Raw genomic sequence first — 15,530 nt, 5'->3', positions numbered from 1 at the left:
GACGCGGGGACCTCCAGTCCGCCATCTGATTCCGTCCTGATACACCCGATCCGTCGTTCTAGTCCGGGCGTACGGTTCCGTCCGCCAGCCCGTCGTGCAGTCCCTGCACCAACTGATCCCCCAGACGTCCCGCTTCACGGAGGGCCTCCTCGAACGAGGCGAGGGCACGGAAGTGCGCTCCGTAGCGCTGTTGTTCCGCGAGCGGCAGCCGGGGCAGCTGTACGCGCCTGACGTCGAGCCGGGTGGCGGTGGAGGCGTAGCTGCTGGCCTTGCGGCTGTTGGCGGTGGCGCGCAGGAAGCCGGCGAGGAACCAGGGGTCGAGGGCGGCCGGGTCGGGGCGTAGCAGCTGGAGGTTGCGGCCGATGGCCGCACCGGCCGTCTCGGCGTCGACGACCCGGGCGACGGAGCCGCCGCCGAGGATGGGGACGACGACGTCACCATGTTCGGTCCTGACGGGTTCGTCGACCAGCCCTCCGGGCCCCGCCGGGACGGTACCGGAGGGCGCGGTGCCGGCGAGAACATCGTGTTCGGTGAGGAGCGGACCGCCTGTGGGTGAGCTGCCGGAGCCGCCCGAGTGCAGTACCAGTGCGCCGGCGCGGGCGAGTTCACCGATGGTGGTGAGCGGCCTTCGGGCGGGCGGCGCCGGTTGCGCGGTCCGGGGCGTGAGGTCGGCGGTCCTCCGCAGGGTCTCGCCGAGGCGTTCGCTGACCCGGGTGAGGTCGGCGGGGCCGCCGCTCGCGTCGGGCGGCAGGTGTCTGGCGGGGGCCAGGTCGACGTCGTCGTCGAGGAGTTCGATGACGGGCACGGTACGGCTGACGCCGGGCTGCTCCACGACGGTTCCCTCGCGCTCGAAGGGCTGCCAGGCGTCCAGGACGGCGGTCTGCACGGCGTGCCAGGGCAGTTTGTCGCGTCCGCCGTCGGCGGTCAGGCCGGAGGTGTCGACGACGAGGAGTTCCGGTGTGGGCCGGTCGCCGGGCACGGGCCTGCGCAGCACCCAGATGTGGAGCGGGATCCCGTAGGGGGGTGCGGCGCCGGGGGGCAGGGCGATGACGGCGCGCAGTACGCCACGGCGCAGCAGGTCGGCGCGGACCCGGCGGCCGGAGCGGCGGGACGCGGCGGCCGGGGGCATGAGGAGGACGGCGGTGCCGCCGTCGCGGAGCCGGGCAAGCGCGTGCTGCACCCAGGCGAGCTCGGATTCGGTGCGGGCCGGAAGGCCGTACTCCCACCGGGTGTCGTAGGCGAGTTCCTCGTGTCCCCAGTTCCGTTCGTTGAACGGCGGATGGCAGAGCACGGCGTCCGCGCGGAGGGTCGGGAAGGCGTCTCCGCGGAGGGTGTCGCCGACGGCGGCGCGGACGTCCGCGTCACCGTGCAGGGCGAGGCGCAGCGCGGTGAGCGCGGCCAGTTCGGGGACCGACTCCTGGGCGTGCAGCGCGGTCGGGTTCGGTACGGCGCGCAGCAGGGAGCCGGTGCCGGAGGCCGGGTCGAGCACGGTGGCAGGGGTGCCGACGAGGGCGGCCATCAGCTCGGCGGTGCCGGGCGGGGTCAGGGTGTACTGCCGGGGGTTGGCGTCGAGGTGCCGGCCGAGCAGGAACTCGAAGGCCTGGCGGGCGCCCAGTTCCGCGGCGAGTTCGCCCGCGCCGCGCATCAGGGGCACGGATGGCAGCAGTTCGCCCGCGGCGGACGGCCGGTGGGGCGACCGGTCGTGGGGTTCGCCGAAGCGTGCTGTGAGCACCTGACCGAGGACCTCCGGGAGCAGTCCGGCCATGCGCTCGTCGGAGACGGCGGTGAGCTCCCGCCAGGCGGTGGGCCGTTCACGGACCACGAGCAGGGCGCAGCCCGTGTGGACGAGGGCGGCGACGGCTCCGGCGGGATGGGCCGTGAGCTGCTGCCAGACGCGTTCACGGAGCGGCACCTCGGCGAGCTTGCCCTGGGCACGGAGCCATCGTTCGACGTCGGCGAGCGCGAACGAGGGGCTGGTCTCGGTGCCGCCGACCGGCCGGGGAAAATCCGTGTGCCGGCGCCGCCAGTTGCTGACGGCCGCGCGTCCCACACCGGCGAGACGGGCGATCTCCGCGGCGGTGACCTCTGCTGCGTTCTCCGGCACCTGGCTTGCTCCCCTCGTGCGTGCACGCGCGGCTGGTGACTGCTGTGACGGCGAGTTTACCGACGTCCAGTCGTCCATCCTTCACAGCGTACGAGCCCGTTAGGCGAGATGTTCACTGAAACTGGTGTTGACTCGGTTCACAGGCTCTGGTCTTATTGCTCCACCGCTTCACGGGACCGCTGAGATCCCGGAAACACCCATGTCGGAGGAGCCCATGTCCCACCCCGAACCGCAGCGGCAGCAGCCGTGGGCACCTGCGCCGCGGGTGACCGACTCTCGTCCTGCCGACAACGGCCCCGGCACCGCCGCGCTGGTCAGCGGCCTCCTCGGCGTGCTCTTCGGCGCCGTCCCGGCCGTCGTTCTCGGGTTCGCCGGAATCCGCCGCTGGTGATCCTCGCCCTCCTCGTGGGGGCCGTGGACGCGCTGGTGGTCCTGCTCCTCGTCGTGCTGGCCGGCGTACTCGGAATCGTGGCGGTGGGCGTCGGCCTCGGAGGCCGCCGCCGGGCCCGGCTCGGCCGGGCCACCAACCGGGCCGCGGCCACCACGGGCATCGTCCTGGGGCTGGTCGCCCTGGCCCTCTCGGTGCTCGGCGCGGTGGCCGTGTACCGGGCCGTCGGCCCGGCGGCCGAGGGAGAACGACCGCCCGCCGCCGTTCCCCTGGACTCGTCCACGACACCGTCCGGTGGGGCCTGAGGCCCGGGGCCGCCCCGGGCGCTGCCCCGGCCCGGCCCGGTCACCCCGCCGTTCACCTGGTGGGCGGGCCGGTCGCCATGGCCGGGAATGGCCGTCCCCGAGGCTCGCCCCGGCCGCACCTGCTTCCCCTGTCCCGCTGCTTCTCGTCCCCACCTCATCCGCTGGAGGAATCCCATGTCCCGTTCGACCCGCCCCGCCCTGACCCGTTGTGGACTCGTCGCACTCGGCACGGTCGCCGTGTTCGGACTGACCGCCTGCGGCGCGCTGACGGGCACGTCCGCCCCGAAGGCCACCGGACCGTTCGCGGACCTGTCCGGACCCGAGGTGCTGAAGAAGGCCGTCGCCACCACCAAGGCCGCCAAGTCCCTGACCATGGACCTCGACCTCAAGACCGCCGACGGCCCGGTCAAGGCCCATGTGTCCCTCGACACCAAGGGCGAGTGCACGGGCGACATGACCGTCGGCACCGGCAAGGTCGGCATCATCAGGACCGGAGACACCGTCTACATGAAGCCCGACGAGGCCTACCTGCGGGAGCAGAGCAAGGGCGAACCGGCCGAGGAGACCGAAGCCGCCGTGGAGCTCCTCGCCGGCCGCTGGATGAAGATGAAGGCGTCCGACCCGGACGCCAAGGACCTCACGGAGATGTGCCAGCTCGGCACGATGCTGGCCGCGTTCGACAACGAGAGCACCATTGCGCGCAAGGGCGACGTGACCACGGTGGGCGGGCAGCAGGCCCTCGAACTGACGGAGCGGTCGGCCAAGGGCGAGGACTCGGCCTATGTCGCCACCAAGGGCGAGCCGTACCTGCTCAAGGTCGAGGACCGCACCGGGGACGAGCCGGGCACGATCGCCTTCTCGGAGTTCGACAAGCCGGTCGACGCGAAGGCTCCCGCCGCCGGGGACATCGTCGACCCGGAGAAGCTGGGCGCCTGACACCCGCCCGGCCACGCGCCGGGAACGCACCGGTACGACGCCGGAGGGGACGCCGGAGCGGACGGCCCCTCCGGCGTTCCCGGGAGGCCGCCTCCGTGAGGCCTCCCGCGGACCGGCCTCACGGAGGCCCCGCTCTCCCGGTGATGCACCGGGTCAGCCGACCCGGTGCCGGACCCATACGTTGGGCTCGACGTACACCGCGTAGCCGCGTTCCGGTTCACAGTGCACGGGGACGAGCGCGCCCGGGACCTCGACCGGTCCCGCGGTGTCGAAGGGCAGTCCGGTCCACTGCCGCCATTGCGCGAGTCCTCCGGACACCGTCATCGACGCCGGCGCCACCGAGTCGATGGTGCCGCCCGCCCGGACGTGCACCCGGAGCCAGGGGTCGTGCGGGAGCCCGTCCTCGCGTACCCGGTGCGCGTACTCGTCGATCGGCGCGTCCGGCTCCCGGTGCTTGGCGTTGGGGCGGACCGGCGCGACGAGCTCGCCGAAGCCGAGCCGGCGCGTGTTCTCGCGCATCGCCGCGAGCATCCGTCCGGAGATGCCCCGCCCGGTCCGGCCGGCGGCGACGGTGACCTCGATCGCGCTGACCGTGTCGGGCTTCCTGCCGTGCCGCAGGTCCGAGAACGCCCAGAGCAGGACCTGGTCCCAGCCGCCCGCGGGCAGCTCGCGCCGTCCCTCCGCATCGAGCGCGAAGGGGACGCTGAACGCCCGCGCCACGACCTCTCCGTCGTCGTCCGTCGCGACCAGTACGTACTCGGGCAGTTCGGCGACGATCCGGCCCATGTTCGCCCAGCCCACCGGGTCGTGGAGGATGAACTCCGGCCAGGTGTCGAGCATCTTCCAGGCGGCCTCTTGGAGTTGGGGGCGTTCGGCGAGGGTCGTGACGGTCAGGTCTGACATGGCCGCAGGCTATGACCGGCGCGCCGGGACGCGCAGGGAATTTTCCGCGCGCCATACCGTCCCGGTGCGCCCCCTCCCGGGAGGCGGGCCGGTCGCACGGCGAGTAGCGTCGCAATCGGGGACCGACGTCCGCGATGCGAGCGCGGGACCTCCCCCCTCGGGAAGGAGTCCGAGCACAAGGAGTCCGAGCATGGGGATCTTCGACCGGTTCAGACACCACGAGAAGGCCAAGGAGATGTCCGACGCCGCCGAGCGCGATCTGAACGCGCGGACCGGCGGAAAGCACGAGGACAAGATCGACGCCGCCCAGCAGAAGGCGGAAGGGGCGCTCGGCATGAAGGACGAGGACAACCCCGACCGGCCGCCGGCGGCCTGACCTGGCGCCTCTCCCCCGCGCCGCCCGCCTCCCCTCGCGGGCGGCGCCCTCCGTCCCGCCGGGCGGCGTCTCAGCGACGCTTGCAGCCCCGCACTTCACCCTTCGGCGCGCAGTTGTCGGGGTCGTTGCGCCGGACGATGTCGCCGTCCAGTGTGAGCGTGCCGGAGGACTTGTAGATGCCGCCGCCTTCGTCGGCGCGGTTGTCGATGATGGTGTTCCTCTCCAGCGTGGCGGTGCCCTTCTCGTGGAAGAGGCCGCCGCCCTGCGCCGTACCGCCCTTGGCCCTCGCGGTGTTGTGCTCGATCAGGTTCCACCGGGCGGTCAGGTTGCCGCTGTTGTCGATGCCGCCGCCGCGCGCCGTGCCGTCCTTGGCGGTCGCGGTGTTGTCGGCGATGTGGCTGTCGGTCAGCCGGAGGGAGCCGGTGTCCTTGATCCTGATGCCGCCGCCGCGCGCTGTGCCGCGGTCTGCCACCGCTCGGTTGCCGATGATCCGCGAGTCCTCGACGATCAGCGGGCCCTCGCCGGCGATACCGCCGTGGGCGAAGCCGCCCGGGGCTTCGGAGACGTTGTCCCGGACCGTACTGCGAGTGATCGTCATCGCGTCGGGGTACTCGGCGCCGTTGGTGACGGCGGCGCGCGCGAAGCCGCCACCGTCCTGCCCCTCGGTCTTCCTGGCGAAGGCGTGGTTGCCGCCGATGAAGCTGTTCTCGATCGTCGTCTCGGCGTATCCGGCGACGCCGGACCCGGCCGCGACGCTCCCGGGGTTCTCGCTCTCCACCAAGTTGTCGGTCACGAGCACCCGCTCCAGCGTCAGCGGACCGTCGCTCGCGATGCCCCCGCCCTTCGCCTGGCCCGTGGACGTGTCCCCCGTCTCGAAGACGGCGGCGTTGTGCGTGATCTCGGTGTCCCACACGCCGGCCCGGGCCGCGCCGAGGTTCTCGATGCCGCCGCCCCGGGCGAACACCGCGGACTCGGCCCTGTTGTCGCTGATCCTGCTGTGGGTGAGCGTCAGACGCCCCTCGTTGAGGATGCCGCCGCCACACGATGCCTGCTCATCGGTCGGACAGCCCTTGGCAAATCCTCCGCTGATCTCCGTCCGCGTGAGCGTCAGATTCCCCTTCTTGCCCACCCGGAGGATGCGGAACTTCTCGGTGTCCGCGCCGTACCGGTCCCGCCTTTCGCGCCTGATCGTCGCCCACCGCCCGTCGATGGCGATCTCGCTCTCGATCTCCGGCAGCCCGTTGCCGGAGCCGCCCGCAGGCCGCGTCAGCCGGTACGTGCAGTCGCGGGCGAGCCGCAGCGTGTCCGCACCGGGGGACTCGTTCGCGTCGTCGATCGCCTCGATGAGGTCCCGCACCGAACAGCGGACGTCCACCGTCCCCCCATGGGCGGCGGCGGAGGCGGGCAGCGCGACCAGGGCGCCCGCCATCAGGCCGAGGACTGCGGGTACGCGGACCGCCGGCGACCCGGCGTTCCGAAACGGCGTCGACGACATCAAGGGCTCCTCTGCACGGTTCGGCGGCCCTCGTCGCCAGGACCGAGAGGACCGGAACCAGCCGAACACGCGCGTGCGCCGCCTGCTCCCCGGCGGATCCGTTCGGGGTAACAGGCGGCGCGAAAGGAGGACGCCAGGCGGAAGGAAGGCCTACGACCCCAGGATCGTCGTCAGGAACTCGCCGACCCACCCCAGCAGTTCCCGCCCGACCAGCGGCTTGCCGCCGATCTTGCCGGTCTTCGGCCGGGGCACCAGCACCTGGTGGACCGCGGGCTTCACGATCGAGCCGGGGTAGAGCCGCTTGAGGCGCAGTTCCTGCGACTCGCGCAGCTCGACCGGTGCGAAGCGGATGTTCGTGCCCTGGAGGACGATCTCGCCGACCCCGCAGGCGCGGGCCAGCATCCGCAGTCCGGCGACCAGCAGCAGGTTCTCGACGGGCTCCGGCAGCTTGCCGTAGCGGTCCGTCAGTTCCTCCCGGACCGCCGTGATGTCCGCCTCCGAGTTCGCGGAGGCGATCGCCCGGTACGCCTGGAGGCGCAGCCGCTCGCCCGGCGCGTAGTCGTGCGGGACGTGCGCGTCGACCGGCAGCTCGATCTTGACCTCCAGCGGCGGCTCCTCCTCGGCGCCGCCCTCCAGCGAGGCCCGGTAGTCGGCGACGGCCTCGCCGACCATGCGCACGTACAGGTCGAAGCCGACACCCGCGATATGCCCGGACTGCTCGCCGCCGAGCAGGTTGCCGGCGCCGCGGATCTCCAGGTCCTTCATCGCGACGTACATACCGGCGCCCATCTCGGTGTGCTGCGCGATCGTCGCCAGCCGTTCGTGCGCGGTCTCGGTGAGCGGCTTCTCCGGCGGGTACAGGAAGTACGCGTACCCGCGCTCGCGGCCGCGGCCCACCCGGCCGCGCAGCTGGTGCAGCTGCGACAGTCCGAAGTTGTCGCCCCGCTCGACGATCAGCGTGTTGGCGTTGGAGATGTCGATGCCGGACTCGACGATCGTCGTGGAGACGAGCACGTCGTACTTCTTCTCCCAGAAGTCGACGACGACCTGCTCCAGCACCGACTCGGACATCTGGCCGTGCGCGGTGGCGATCCGCGCCTCGGGCACGATCTCGCGAAGCCGGGCGGCGGCCCGGTCGATCGACTCCACACGGTTGTGGATGTAGAAGACCTGGCCCTCGCGCAGCAGTTCACGCCGGACGGCCGCGCCGATCTGCTTCTCCTCGTACGGGCCGACGAAGGTCAGGACCGGGTGCCGCTCCTCCGGCGGAGTGGTGATGGTCGACATCTCGCGGATGCCGGTGACCGCCATCTCCAGGGTCCGGGGGATCGGCGTCGCGGACATGGTGAGCACGTCGACGTTGGCGCGGAGCTTCTTCAGCTGCTCCTTGTGCTCGACGCCGAAGCGCTGCTCCTCGTCGACGATGACCAGTCCCAGGTCCTTGAACCTGGTCTCCGACGAGAACAGCCGGTGGGTGCCGATGACGATGTCCACGGCACCTTCCCGCAGGCCCTCCAGCGTCGCCTTCGCCTCCGTGTCCGACTGGAACCGGGACAGGGCGCGCACCTTCACCGGGAACTGCGAGTACCGCTCGGAGAACGTGCCGAAGTGCTGCTGCACCAGCAGCGTCGTCGGGACGAGGACCGCGACCTGCTTGCCGTCCTGGACCGCCTTGAAGGCGGCACGGACCGCGATCTCGGTCTTGCCGTAGCCGACGTCGCCGCAGATCAGCCGGTCCATCGGCACCGACTTCTCCATGTCCTCCTTCACCTCGGCGATGGTGGACAGCTGGTCGGGCGTCTCCGCGTACGGGAACGCGTCCTCCAGCTCCCGCTGCCACGGGGTGTCGGCGCCGAAGGAATGGCCGGGCGCCGCCATGCGCGCCGAGTACAGCTTGATCAGGTCGGCGGCGATCTCCTTGACGGCCTTCTTCGCCCGCGCCTTGGTCTTCGTCCAGTCGGCACCGCCGAGCCGGTGCAGCGTCGGCGCCTCGCCGCCCACGTACTTGGTGACCTGCTCCAGCTGGTCCGTGGGGATGTAGAGCCGGTCACCGGGCTGGCCCCGCTTGGCCGGGGCGTACTCGACGAGCAGGTACTCGCGGGTCGCACCCTGGACCGTGCGCTGCACCATCTCGAGGTACCGGCCGACGCCGTGCTGCTCGTGCACGATGTAGTCGCCCGCCTGGAGCGTGAGCGGGTCGATCTGCTTGCGGCGGCGGGCCGGCATCCGCTGCCCGTCCTTGCCGGCCGCCTTCTGGCCGGACAGGTCCGTCTCGGTCAGCACGGCGAGCCGCAGCCCGGGGTCCACGAAGCCGTAGTCGATCGAACCGCAGGCGACGTGCACCAGCGACGGAGTCGGCTCTTCGAGGTCCGCGTCGAGTCGCGCCGGGACGCCCTCGCCGCCCAGCACCTCGACGGTACGCGCCGCCGGGCCGTGGCCCTCCGTCACGAACACCGTGCGCCACCCGTCGGCCAGCCAGCCCTTGGTGTCCGCGAGCGCCCGCGCCGTGTCGCCGCGGTACGACTCGGGGGCGTGCATGCCGAGCTTCAGCGTGTCCGCGTCGAGCTCGGCGTCCGCCGCGAACGGCGACACCGACCACCACATCATGCCCAGCTCGCGCGCCCGGTCCCGGACGTCCGCGATGCCCCACAGGGACGCCGCGCCGACGTCGATCGGCGCCTCGCCGCCGCCCGCGGTGGCCGCCCAGGACGCCTGGAGGAACTCCTGCGAGGTCGCCACCAGGTCCGCGGCCCGGGTCCGCACCCGCTCCGGGTCGCACACCACCGCCATCGCACCGGCCGGCAGCACGTCCAGCAGCAGTTCCATGTCGTCGACGAGGACCGGCGCGAGCGACTCCATGCCCTCGACGGCGATGCCCTCCGCGATCTTCCCGAGGAGTTCGCCCAGCTCCGGGTGCTGCTCGGCGAGCGCCGCCGCACGTGCCCGCACCTCGTCGGTGAGCAGCAGCTCACGGCACGGCGGCGCCCACAGCCCGTGCTCGGCGACCTCCAGGGACCGCTGGTCGGCGACCTTGAAGTAGCGGATCTCCTCGATGTCGTCGCCCCAGAACTCGACGCGCAGCGGATGTTCCTCGGTCGGCGGGAACACGTCGAGGATGCCGCCGCGCACCGCGAACTCGCCGCGCTTCTCGACCAGCTCGACCCGTCCGTAGGCGGCGGCCGACAGTGCCGCCGCGACCTCCTCCAGATCGGCCTGCTGTCCGGTGCGCAGGGCCACCGGCACCAGGTCCCCGAGGCCCTTCACCTGCGGCTGGAGCACGGACCGCACCGGAGCGACGACCACGGACACCGGACCGGCGGACGGATCGTCCTCCACGGGGTGCGCGAGTCTGCGCAGCACCGCCAGCCTGCGGCCCACGGTGTCGCTGCGCGGCGACAGCCGCTCGTGCGGCAGGGTCTCCCACGCCGGGTAGTCCACCACTGTGTCCGGGTCGAGCAGCGACCGCAGCGCGGCCGCCAGGTCCTCGGCCTCCCGGCCGGTCGCGGTCACCGCCAGCACCGGCCGCCCCGCGTCCCGGGCGAGTGCCGCCACCGCGAACGGGCGGGCGGCGGGCGGTCCGACCAGGTCGACGTGGGTGCGGTGACCGTCCGTGGCGGCTTCCACCGCCTCGGCGAGGGCTGGGTCCTTGGCGACGGCGTCGAGCAGACCGTGCAGGCTCATGAAGAGGCATCCGTCCGGAGAGTGGGCAACGCGAACCGCCCGACACGTCGCACGGGCCGGGGGTCTCTCCAGCCTACGCCCACCGATTTCCCCACGGGATTTCTTCGGACCACGCGTAAACCGGGCGGCGGCACGGGGCGTATTCCCCGTGAGATCTCAGTCCGCAGCAGTACCCGCACAGCCCCGGAGCCGCATTTGACCGTCGAGGAGTTCGAGGAGTTCTACGGCGCCTGCGCCAAACAGCTCGTCGGTCAGCTCTACCTGATGACCGGGGACCTCCATGAGGCCCAGGACGTCGTCCAGGAAGCGTTCGTACGGGCCTGGGGGCGGCGTTCCCGGCTGGACCGGGAGGCCGGCCCCGAGGCCTGGATCAGGACCGTGGCCTGGCGGCTCGCGGTCAGCCGCTGGCGGCGCCGGGTCCGGTCCGCCGAGGCCTGGCTGCGGCACCAGCAGATCCGGCCGCCCGTCGCACACGAACCCGACCCGGGAACGGTCGCGCTGGTCGCCGCGCTGCGGCAGCTGTCCGACCGGCAGCGCCGGGTCGCGGTACTGCACTACGTCTGCGATCTCTCCGTCGACCAGGTGGCGACCGAGACCGGCATGGCGGCCGGGACCGTCAAGTCCCATCTCGCCCGCGCCAGGGCCGCTCTCGCGCCCCACCTCGACGACTCGATCACCGGGAAGGGCCACGGTGTCTGACTTGTCCGACTTCCATGAATCCGATGAGTTCCACGGCCCTGCCGGGGCCGACGGGGCAGGCGAGTTCCGCGAGGACGCTCCGCTCGCGGAGGCGCTCAAGCGTGCCGCGGCGGCCGGGGGCGCGCAGGTCGTCCCGGCGACGGCCGCACACGTGGCGGCGCTGGGCGCACGCCGGAGGCGGCGGACGCTCGCCGTGGCCGCCGCCTGCGCGGTGTGCCTGCTGGCGGGCGGGGGCTCACTGACGGCGCTCCGGCTGACGGGGGGCGCACCCGCCGTGCCCGCCGCGCCGCCGTCGACGGATGGCTCGGTGTTCCCGTCGCCGGTGCCGTCGACGTCGCCGACCCCTCCGGGACCCGATGTCCCGCCGACCCCGACGGTCCCGCCCTCGCCAGGTTTCTCCGTCACCCCGAACGCACCGGAGACGTCGTATCCCCCGGAGGCACCGGAGACGTCGTATCCCCCGGAGGCACCGGGCGGCCCGGCCGCGTCGGTGACGCCGTCGGATGCCCGGCGCCCTCCGTACCGAACCGCGAGCCCGTCGTTCCCGCCCGAGGAACTCCGGGACGTCCCGGACCCCCGGGCCACGGCCTCCCCCGCCCCCGGCGACGGCTGACCGCATGCCCGGCACGGAAACCGACCGCATGCCCGGCACGGAAACCGACCGCATGCCCGGCACGGAAACCGACCGCACGCCCGGCACGGAAACCGAGCCCCGCACGGACGCTGCCGCGCGGCCGGGCACGGCAGCTGCGACCGGTGGCGTCACCATGCCAACGGCACGACCCATCGGCACGACCAGACGCACCGTCGAGCCACCAAGCCGGAACAACGGCGCCGCCCCGGCCGTTCGGACCGGGGCGGCGCCGCGTCACTCCGTCACTCCGTGGCGATCGCGTCGAGCACGTTCATCCGCCCCGCCCGGAACGCCGGGACCAGCGCGGCGAGGAGTCCCACGAACGCCGACCCCACGAAGACGGTGAGGATCGTCGGCCAGGGGATCTCCAGCACGCCCAGCCCTTCCAGGGCCAGCAGCTTCTGCGCACTGGCGCCCCAGCCCATGCCCAGGCCGAGTCCGAGCAGTGCGCCGAAGAGGGCGATGACGACCGACTCCAGCCGGATCATGCGGCGCAGCTGGCGGCGCGAGAGGCCTATCGCCCTCAGCAGGCCGATCTCCCTGGTGCGTTCGACCACCGAGAGGGCCAGGGTGTTCACGACGCCCAGGACCGCGACGATGATCGCGAGGGCCAGCAGCCCGTAGACGATGTTGAGGAGCTGGCCGACCTGGTCCTTCAGGTCCTGCTTGAAGTCGGCCTGGTTCAGCACCCGGTACTGCGGGTAGGGCGCGAGCGCGTCCTTGAGTGCCTGGTAGGCCTGCGTCTCCTTGCCCTCGTCCGCCTCGGCGAACACGATCAGGTTCTGCGGCACCCGCTCGGCGGGCAGGTACTGCCGGGCGGTGGAGATACCGATGTACTTCGCACCCTTGTCGACGTTCCCGTCGTCCGAGGTGATCGCCGCGACCTTCAGCTTCGCCGTGGCACCGCCCTTGAACGCGACGGTGACCGTGTCACCGGTCCTGATGCCGTGCTTCTCGGCGTAGTCGTCGCCCACCGACATCGCGTCCTTGCCGTACGCGGCGGAGAGTTCACCCGCGACGGTCTCCCGGCGCAGGTCCTGCGCGTACGTGGGGTCGGCGGCGACCACGAAGTCGTCCTCGCTCTTCCCGTCCGGGGCGGTCAGCCGGGCTTCCACCAGCTTGTACTCGGTGATGTGCGCGATGTCCGGCACCTTCTCCAGGGCCTTCTGGGCCTGCGGCACGACCGGGCTCTGGTTGCTCGACCGGACGATGAAGTCCGCGCCGACGGACCGGTCCAGTTCCTCGGTCGCGGAGGCCACCATCGACGAGCCGACCACCGACAGACAGGCCACCAGGGCGAGCCCGATCATCAGCGCGGCACCGGTCGCCCCGGTACGCCGGGGGTTGCGCAGCGCGTTGCGCTCTGCCATCCGCCCGACCGGGCCGAAGACCCGCAGGACGAGGGCGCTGAGGACCCGTACGACGCCTGCGGCGAGGAGCGGGCCGACGGCGATGAACCCGAGGAGGCTCAGCAGCACCCCGATCCCGAGGAACAGCGAACCCTCGCTCGCCTTGTCGGCACCCGCCGCGAGAAGGAGCCCGGCGGCGCCCGCCGCGGTGAGCACGAGGCCGGTCACGGCCCGTACGGCACCGGCCCTGCCGTCCGCCGGCGTACCGGCGTCCCGCAGCGCCGCCATCGGGGGCACCTTGCCCGCCCGGCGGGCCGGGAGGTACGCGGCGAGGACCGTGACCACGATGCCGAGCACCATGCCGACGACCGGTGTCGTCCACGCCACCGTGAGGTCGTCGGTGGAGAGGTGCATGCCCATGGCTCCCATGAGCTTCATCAGGCCCACCGCGAGCCCCACTCCGCTCGCCACGCCCAGCACCGAGCCGATCACGCCCAGCAGGAGCGCCTCCGCGAGGACGGACCGGTTGACCTGCCGGCGGCTCGACCCGACGGCCCGCATCAGGCCGATCTCCCGGGTCCGCTGCGCGACCAGCATCGAGAAGGTGTTGACGATCAGGAAGATGCCGACGAGCAGGGCGATGCCGGCGAAGCCGAGCATGGCGTACTTCATGATGTCGAGGAACTCGCCGACGTCGGCGCGGCTCTCGTCCGCGGCCTCGTCCTGCGTCCGCAGCTTGTACGGCCCGCCGCCCAGTTCGTCGGCGACGTTCCGTTTGAGCTGCTCGTCGCCGACGCCGTCGTCGGCGGTGACCGCGATCTGGGTGAACAGTCCGGTGGCGCCCAGGAGTCGGCGCTGTGCGGTGACGGTGTCGAAGTAGACGACGGCGGCACCCGGATTGGTGACCTTGAACGAGACGATGCCGGTGATGTTGGCGTTGATGTCGCCGGTGACGGCGATGGTGCGCAGGGGGTCGCCGAGCTTCAGTCCGTGCTTCTCGACGGTGTCCGCGTCGACCATCACCTCGGTGGGGCCGCGCGGGGCGTGCCCGGAGGTGATCTCCGTGGAACGCAGTGCGCCGGCCGTCCAGTTGCCGGCGATGGTCGGGGCGCCGGTCTCGGAGCCCATGTTCTTGTTGTGGCGGTCGACGACCGTCACGCTCGTGGAGACGACGTCGCCCTCGGCGGACTTCACACCATCGGCCTTCGCGACCTTGTCGACGAGCGCGGCGGGCAGCGTCTCCGGCCTGCCGGTCTGCGGCATCTCGTCGTCGGTCCTCGCCGACTCGGGGCTGACCGTGACATCCGCCGAGGTGGCGGCGAACAGCTTGTCGAAGGTGGCGCTCATCGTGTCGCTGAACACGAGCGTTCCACAGACGAACGCCACCGAGAGCAGTACCGCGACCGCCGACAGCGCCATGCGGCCCTTGTGGGCGAGGAAGTTCCGGAAAGAGGTCTTCAGCACGGTCACGACGTCCGTCCCCGGGCGTCGAAGTCCTTCATGCGGTCGAGTACCTGGTCGGCGGTGGGGGCGGCCATCTCGTCGACGATCCGGCCGTCGGCGAGGTAGAGCACCCGGTCCGCGTAGGAGGCGGCAACCGGGTCGTGGGTCACCATCACGATGGTCTGGCCGAGTTCGTCCACCGAACGCCGGAGGAAGCCGAGGACCTCGGCGCCGGCCCGCGAGTCGAGGTTCCCGGTCGGTTCGTCACCGAAGATGATCTCCGGACGGGCGGCCAGGGCGCGCGCCACGGCGACCCGCTGCTGCTGCCCGCCGGACAGCTGGGCGGGGCGGTGCTTCAGCCGTCCGGCGAGACCTACGGTCTCCACGACCCGCTCCAGCCACTGGGGGTCCGGCTTGCGGCCCGCGATGTCCATGGGGAGCGTGATGTTCTCGATCGCGTTGAGCGTCGGCAGCAGGTTGAACGCCTGGAAGATGAAACCGATGCGGTCCCGGCGGAGCTGCGTCAGCTTCTTGTCCTTCAACTTCGTGATCTCGGTGTCGTCGATGTGGATCTCGCCCGAGGTCACCGTGTCCAGACCGGCCAGGCAGTGCATCAGCGTCGACTTGCCCGAGCCCGAGGGGCCCATGATCGCGGTGAACGCGCCCCGGGCGATGTCCACGTCGACGTGGTCGAGCGCGACGACCCGCGTCTCGCCCGCGCCGTACGCCTTGACCACCTGACGCGCCCGCGCGGCCACGGCTGTTCGCCCTCCGGCGTCTCCGTGCCTGGGAATCGTCACAGCCGTTGTCACGTCATGTCTCCTATATCGGTCGGTTCATATACCGGCGAGCTCCGGCCGGTCGGATTCGGCGGGACTCGGGATGGTCGCGGGATGGTCGCGGGATGGGATTCCGGATCGGGATCGGGATTCGGGATCGGGATTCGGGATCGGGTCGATTGTGCTGCGCCGGGCGCACGGACGCCCTGGGGCAGGTCTCCGTCTTCGCCGGGGGCTGGCCCCACCCTCCTTCGGCCCGTAGGACGAGGGGTTCGGCCCGTAAGACGAAGGTAAGGAAGGGGGCCCCGCCCACACGTCGTCCGCCGGTACGACCGAGCCCTGGCCCGGAGTACGGACCATCCCCTAGGGGGCCGGCGTCGGCGGAACGGCCCGGACTCCGGGAAGCGTGCACCCTCCCGCTGCGTGAGCCTCAAGTGA

12 protein-coding genes are annotated in these 15,530 nt (G+C 72.0%); 6 read left to right on the top strand and 6 right to left on the bottom strand.

Annotation, left to right across the window (positions count from 1 at the left end):
* Positions 1-58: 58 nt before the first annotated feature.
* Positions 59-2,104: an N-6 DNA methylase gene (locus ACZ4Z5_RS15800; RefSeq protein WP_468262381.1), complete on the bottom strand. Its 2,046-nt coding sequence runs from the start codon at positions 2,102-2,104 to the stop codon at positions 59-61.
* A 214-nt stretch (positions 2,105-2,318) separates the two neighbouring features.
* On the opposite strand from ACZ4Z5_RS15800, the gene ACZ4Z5_RS15795 reads away from it, so the two are divergent.
* The 3 genes from ACZ4Z5_RS15795 to ACZ4Z5_RS15785 all read left to right on the top strand — a co-directional run bounded on the left by ACZ4Z5_RS15795 (position 2,319) and on the right by ACZ4Z5_RS15785 (position 3,733).
* Complete coding sequence (locus ACZ4Z5_RS15795; protein ID WP_468262378.1) at positions 2,319-2,495, top strand: hypothetical protein; 177 nt, start codon at positions 2,319-2,321, stop codon at positions 2,493-2,495.
* Positions 2,492-2,797 (top strand): hypothetical protein, encoded by a 306-nt coding sequence (locus ACZ4Z5_RS15790; RefSeq protein WP_468262375.1) that lies wholly within the window; start codon positions 2,492-2,494, stop codon positions 2,795-2,797. Before ACZ4Z5_RS15795 ends, ACZ4Z5_RS15790 begins: the two co-directional genes overlap by 4 nt.
* Before the next feature lie 174 nt (positions 2,798-2,971).
* Positions 2,972-3,733, top strand: coding sequence for a hypothetical protein (locus tag ACZ4Z5_RS15785; protein ID WP_468262372.1), 762 nt, complete (start codon positions 2,972-2,974; stop codon positions 3,731-3,733).
* 153 nt (positions 3,734-3,886) lie between these two features.
* On the opposite strand, the gene ACZ4Z5_RS15780 is transcribed toward ACZ4Z5_RS15785, so the two are convergent.
* A complete protein-coding gene (locus ACZ4Z5_RS15780; protein ID WP_468262370.1) occupies positions 3,887-4,636 on the bottom strand; it encodes an N-acetyltransferase in 750 nt (249 codons plus the stop codon).
* A gap of 190 nt (positions 4,637-4,826) precedes the next feature.
* On the opposite strand from ACZ4Z5_RS15780, the gene ACZ4Z5_RS15775 reads away from it, so the two are divergent.
* Positions 4,827-5,012: an antitoxin gene (locus tag ACZ4Z5_RS15775; protein ID WP_468262367.1), complete on the top strand. Its 186-nt coding sequence runs from the start codon at positions 4,827-4,829 to the stop codon at positions 5,010-5,012.
* Positions 5,013-5,082: 70 nt separating this feature from the next.
* Here the strand turns inward: ACZ4Z5_RS15775 and ACZ4Z5_RS15770 are convergent, their stop codons facing one another.
* Together ACZ4Z5_RS15770 and mfd are read right to left on the bottom strand one after the other, a co-directional pair.
* Positions 5,083-6,507: a right-handed parallel beta-helix repeat-containing protein gene (locus ACZ4Z5_RS15770; protein ID WP_468262364.1), complete on the bottom strand. Its 1,425-nt coding sequence runs from the start codon at positions 6,505-6,507 to the stop codon at positions 5,083-5,085.
* Between the two features lie 150 nt (positions 6,508-6,657).
* The gene (gene mfd, locus ACZ4Z5_RS15765; RefSeq protein ID WP_468262361.1) at positions 6,658-10,188 is read right to left on the bottom strand and encodes a transcription-repair coupling factor; all 3,531 of its coding nucleotides are present in this window, start codon (positions 10,186-10,188) and stop codon (positions 6,658-6,660) included.
* Between the two features lie 195 nt (positions 10,189-10,383).
* On the opposite strand from mfd, the gene ACZ4Z5_RS15760 reads away from it, so the two are divergent.
* Positions 10,384-10,887: a SigE family RNA polymerase sigma factor gene (locus tag ACZ4Z5_RS15760; protein ID WP_468262358.1), complete on the top strand. Its 504-nt coding sequence runs from the start codon at positions 10,384-10,386 to the stop codon at positions 10,885-10,887.
* Complete coding sequence (locus ACZ4Z5_RS15755) at positions 10,880-11,500, top strand: hypothetical protein (RefSeq protein ID WP_468262355.1); 621 nt, start codon at positions 10,880-10,882, stop codon at positions 11,498-11,500. Before ACZ4Z5_RS15760 ends, ACZ4Z5_RS15755 begins: the two co-directional genes overlap by 8 nt.
* A gap of 263 nt (positions 11,501-11,763) precedes the next feature.
* Here ACZ4Z5_RS15755 and ACZ4Z5_RS15750 read toward each other — a convergent pair whose 3' ends face one another.
* Together ACZ4Z5_RS15750 and ACZ4Z5_RS15745 are read right to left on the bottom strand one after the other, a co-directional pair.
* Entirely contained in the window at positions 11,764-14,340 is a 2,577-nt protein-coding gene (locus tag ACZ4Z5_RS15750; protein ID WP_468262352.1) for an ABC transporter permease, read from the bottom strand.
* Positions 14,337-15,125 carry an ABC transporter ATP-binding protein gene (locus ACZ4Z5_RS15745; protein ID WP_468262349.1) on the bottom strand — a complete coding sequence of 263 codons (789 nt, stop codon included), beginning with the start codon at positions 15,123-15,125 and terminating at the stop codon, positions 14,337-14,339. The genes ACZ4Z5_RS15750 and ACZ4Z5_RS15745 overlap by 4 nt, the downstream gene beginning before the upstream one ends.
* Positions 15,126-15,530: the final 405 nt, after the last annotated feature.

The organism is Streptomyces sp. NPDC030222 (assembly GCF_055573115.1).
This window is presented reverse-complemented; position numbering and strand designations above follow the sequence as displayed.

What these genes read in the sequence shown, in the direction of transcription:
- ACZ4Z5_RS15795 (WP_468262378.1), top strand. Translation starts at nt 2,319, where the DNA reads ATGTCCCACCCCGAACCGCAGCGGCAGCAGCCGTGGGCACCTGCGCCG.
- ACZ4Z5_RS15785 (WP_468262372.1), top strand. Translation starts at nt 2,972, where the DNA reads ATGTCCCGTTCGACCCGCCCCGCCCTGACCCGTTGTGGACTCGTCGCA.
- ACZ4Z5_RS15780 (WP_468262370.1), bottom strand. Translation starts at nt 4,636, where the DNA reads ATGTCAGACCTGACCGTCACGACCCTCGCCGAACGCCCCCAACTCCAA.
- ACZ4Z5_RS15775 (WP_468262367.1), top strand. Translation starts at nt 4,827, where the DNA reads ATGGGGATCTTCGACCGGTTCAGACACCACGAGAAGGCCAAGGAGATG.
- ACZ4Z5_RS15770 (WP_468262364.1), bottom strand. Translation starts at nt 6,507, where the DNA reads ATGTCGTCGACGCCGTTTCGGAACGCCGGGTCGCCGGCGGTCCGCGTA.
- mfd (WP_468262361.1), bottom strand. Translation starts at nt 10,188, where the DNA reads ATGAGCCTGCACGGTCTGCTCGACGCCGTCGCCAAGGACCCAGCCCTC.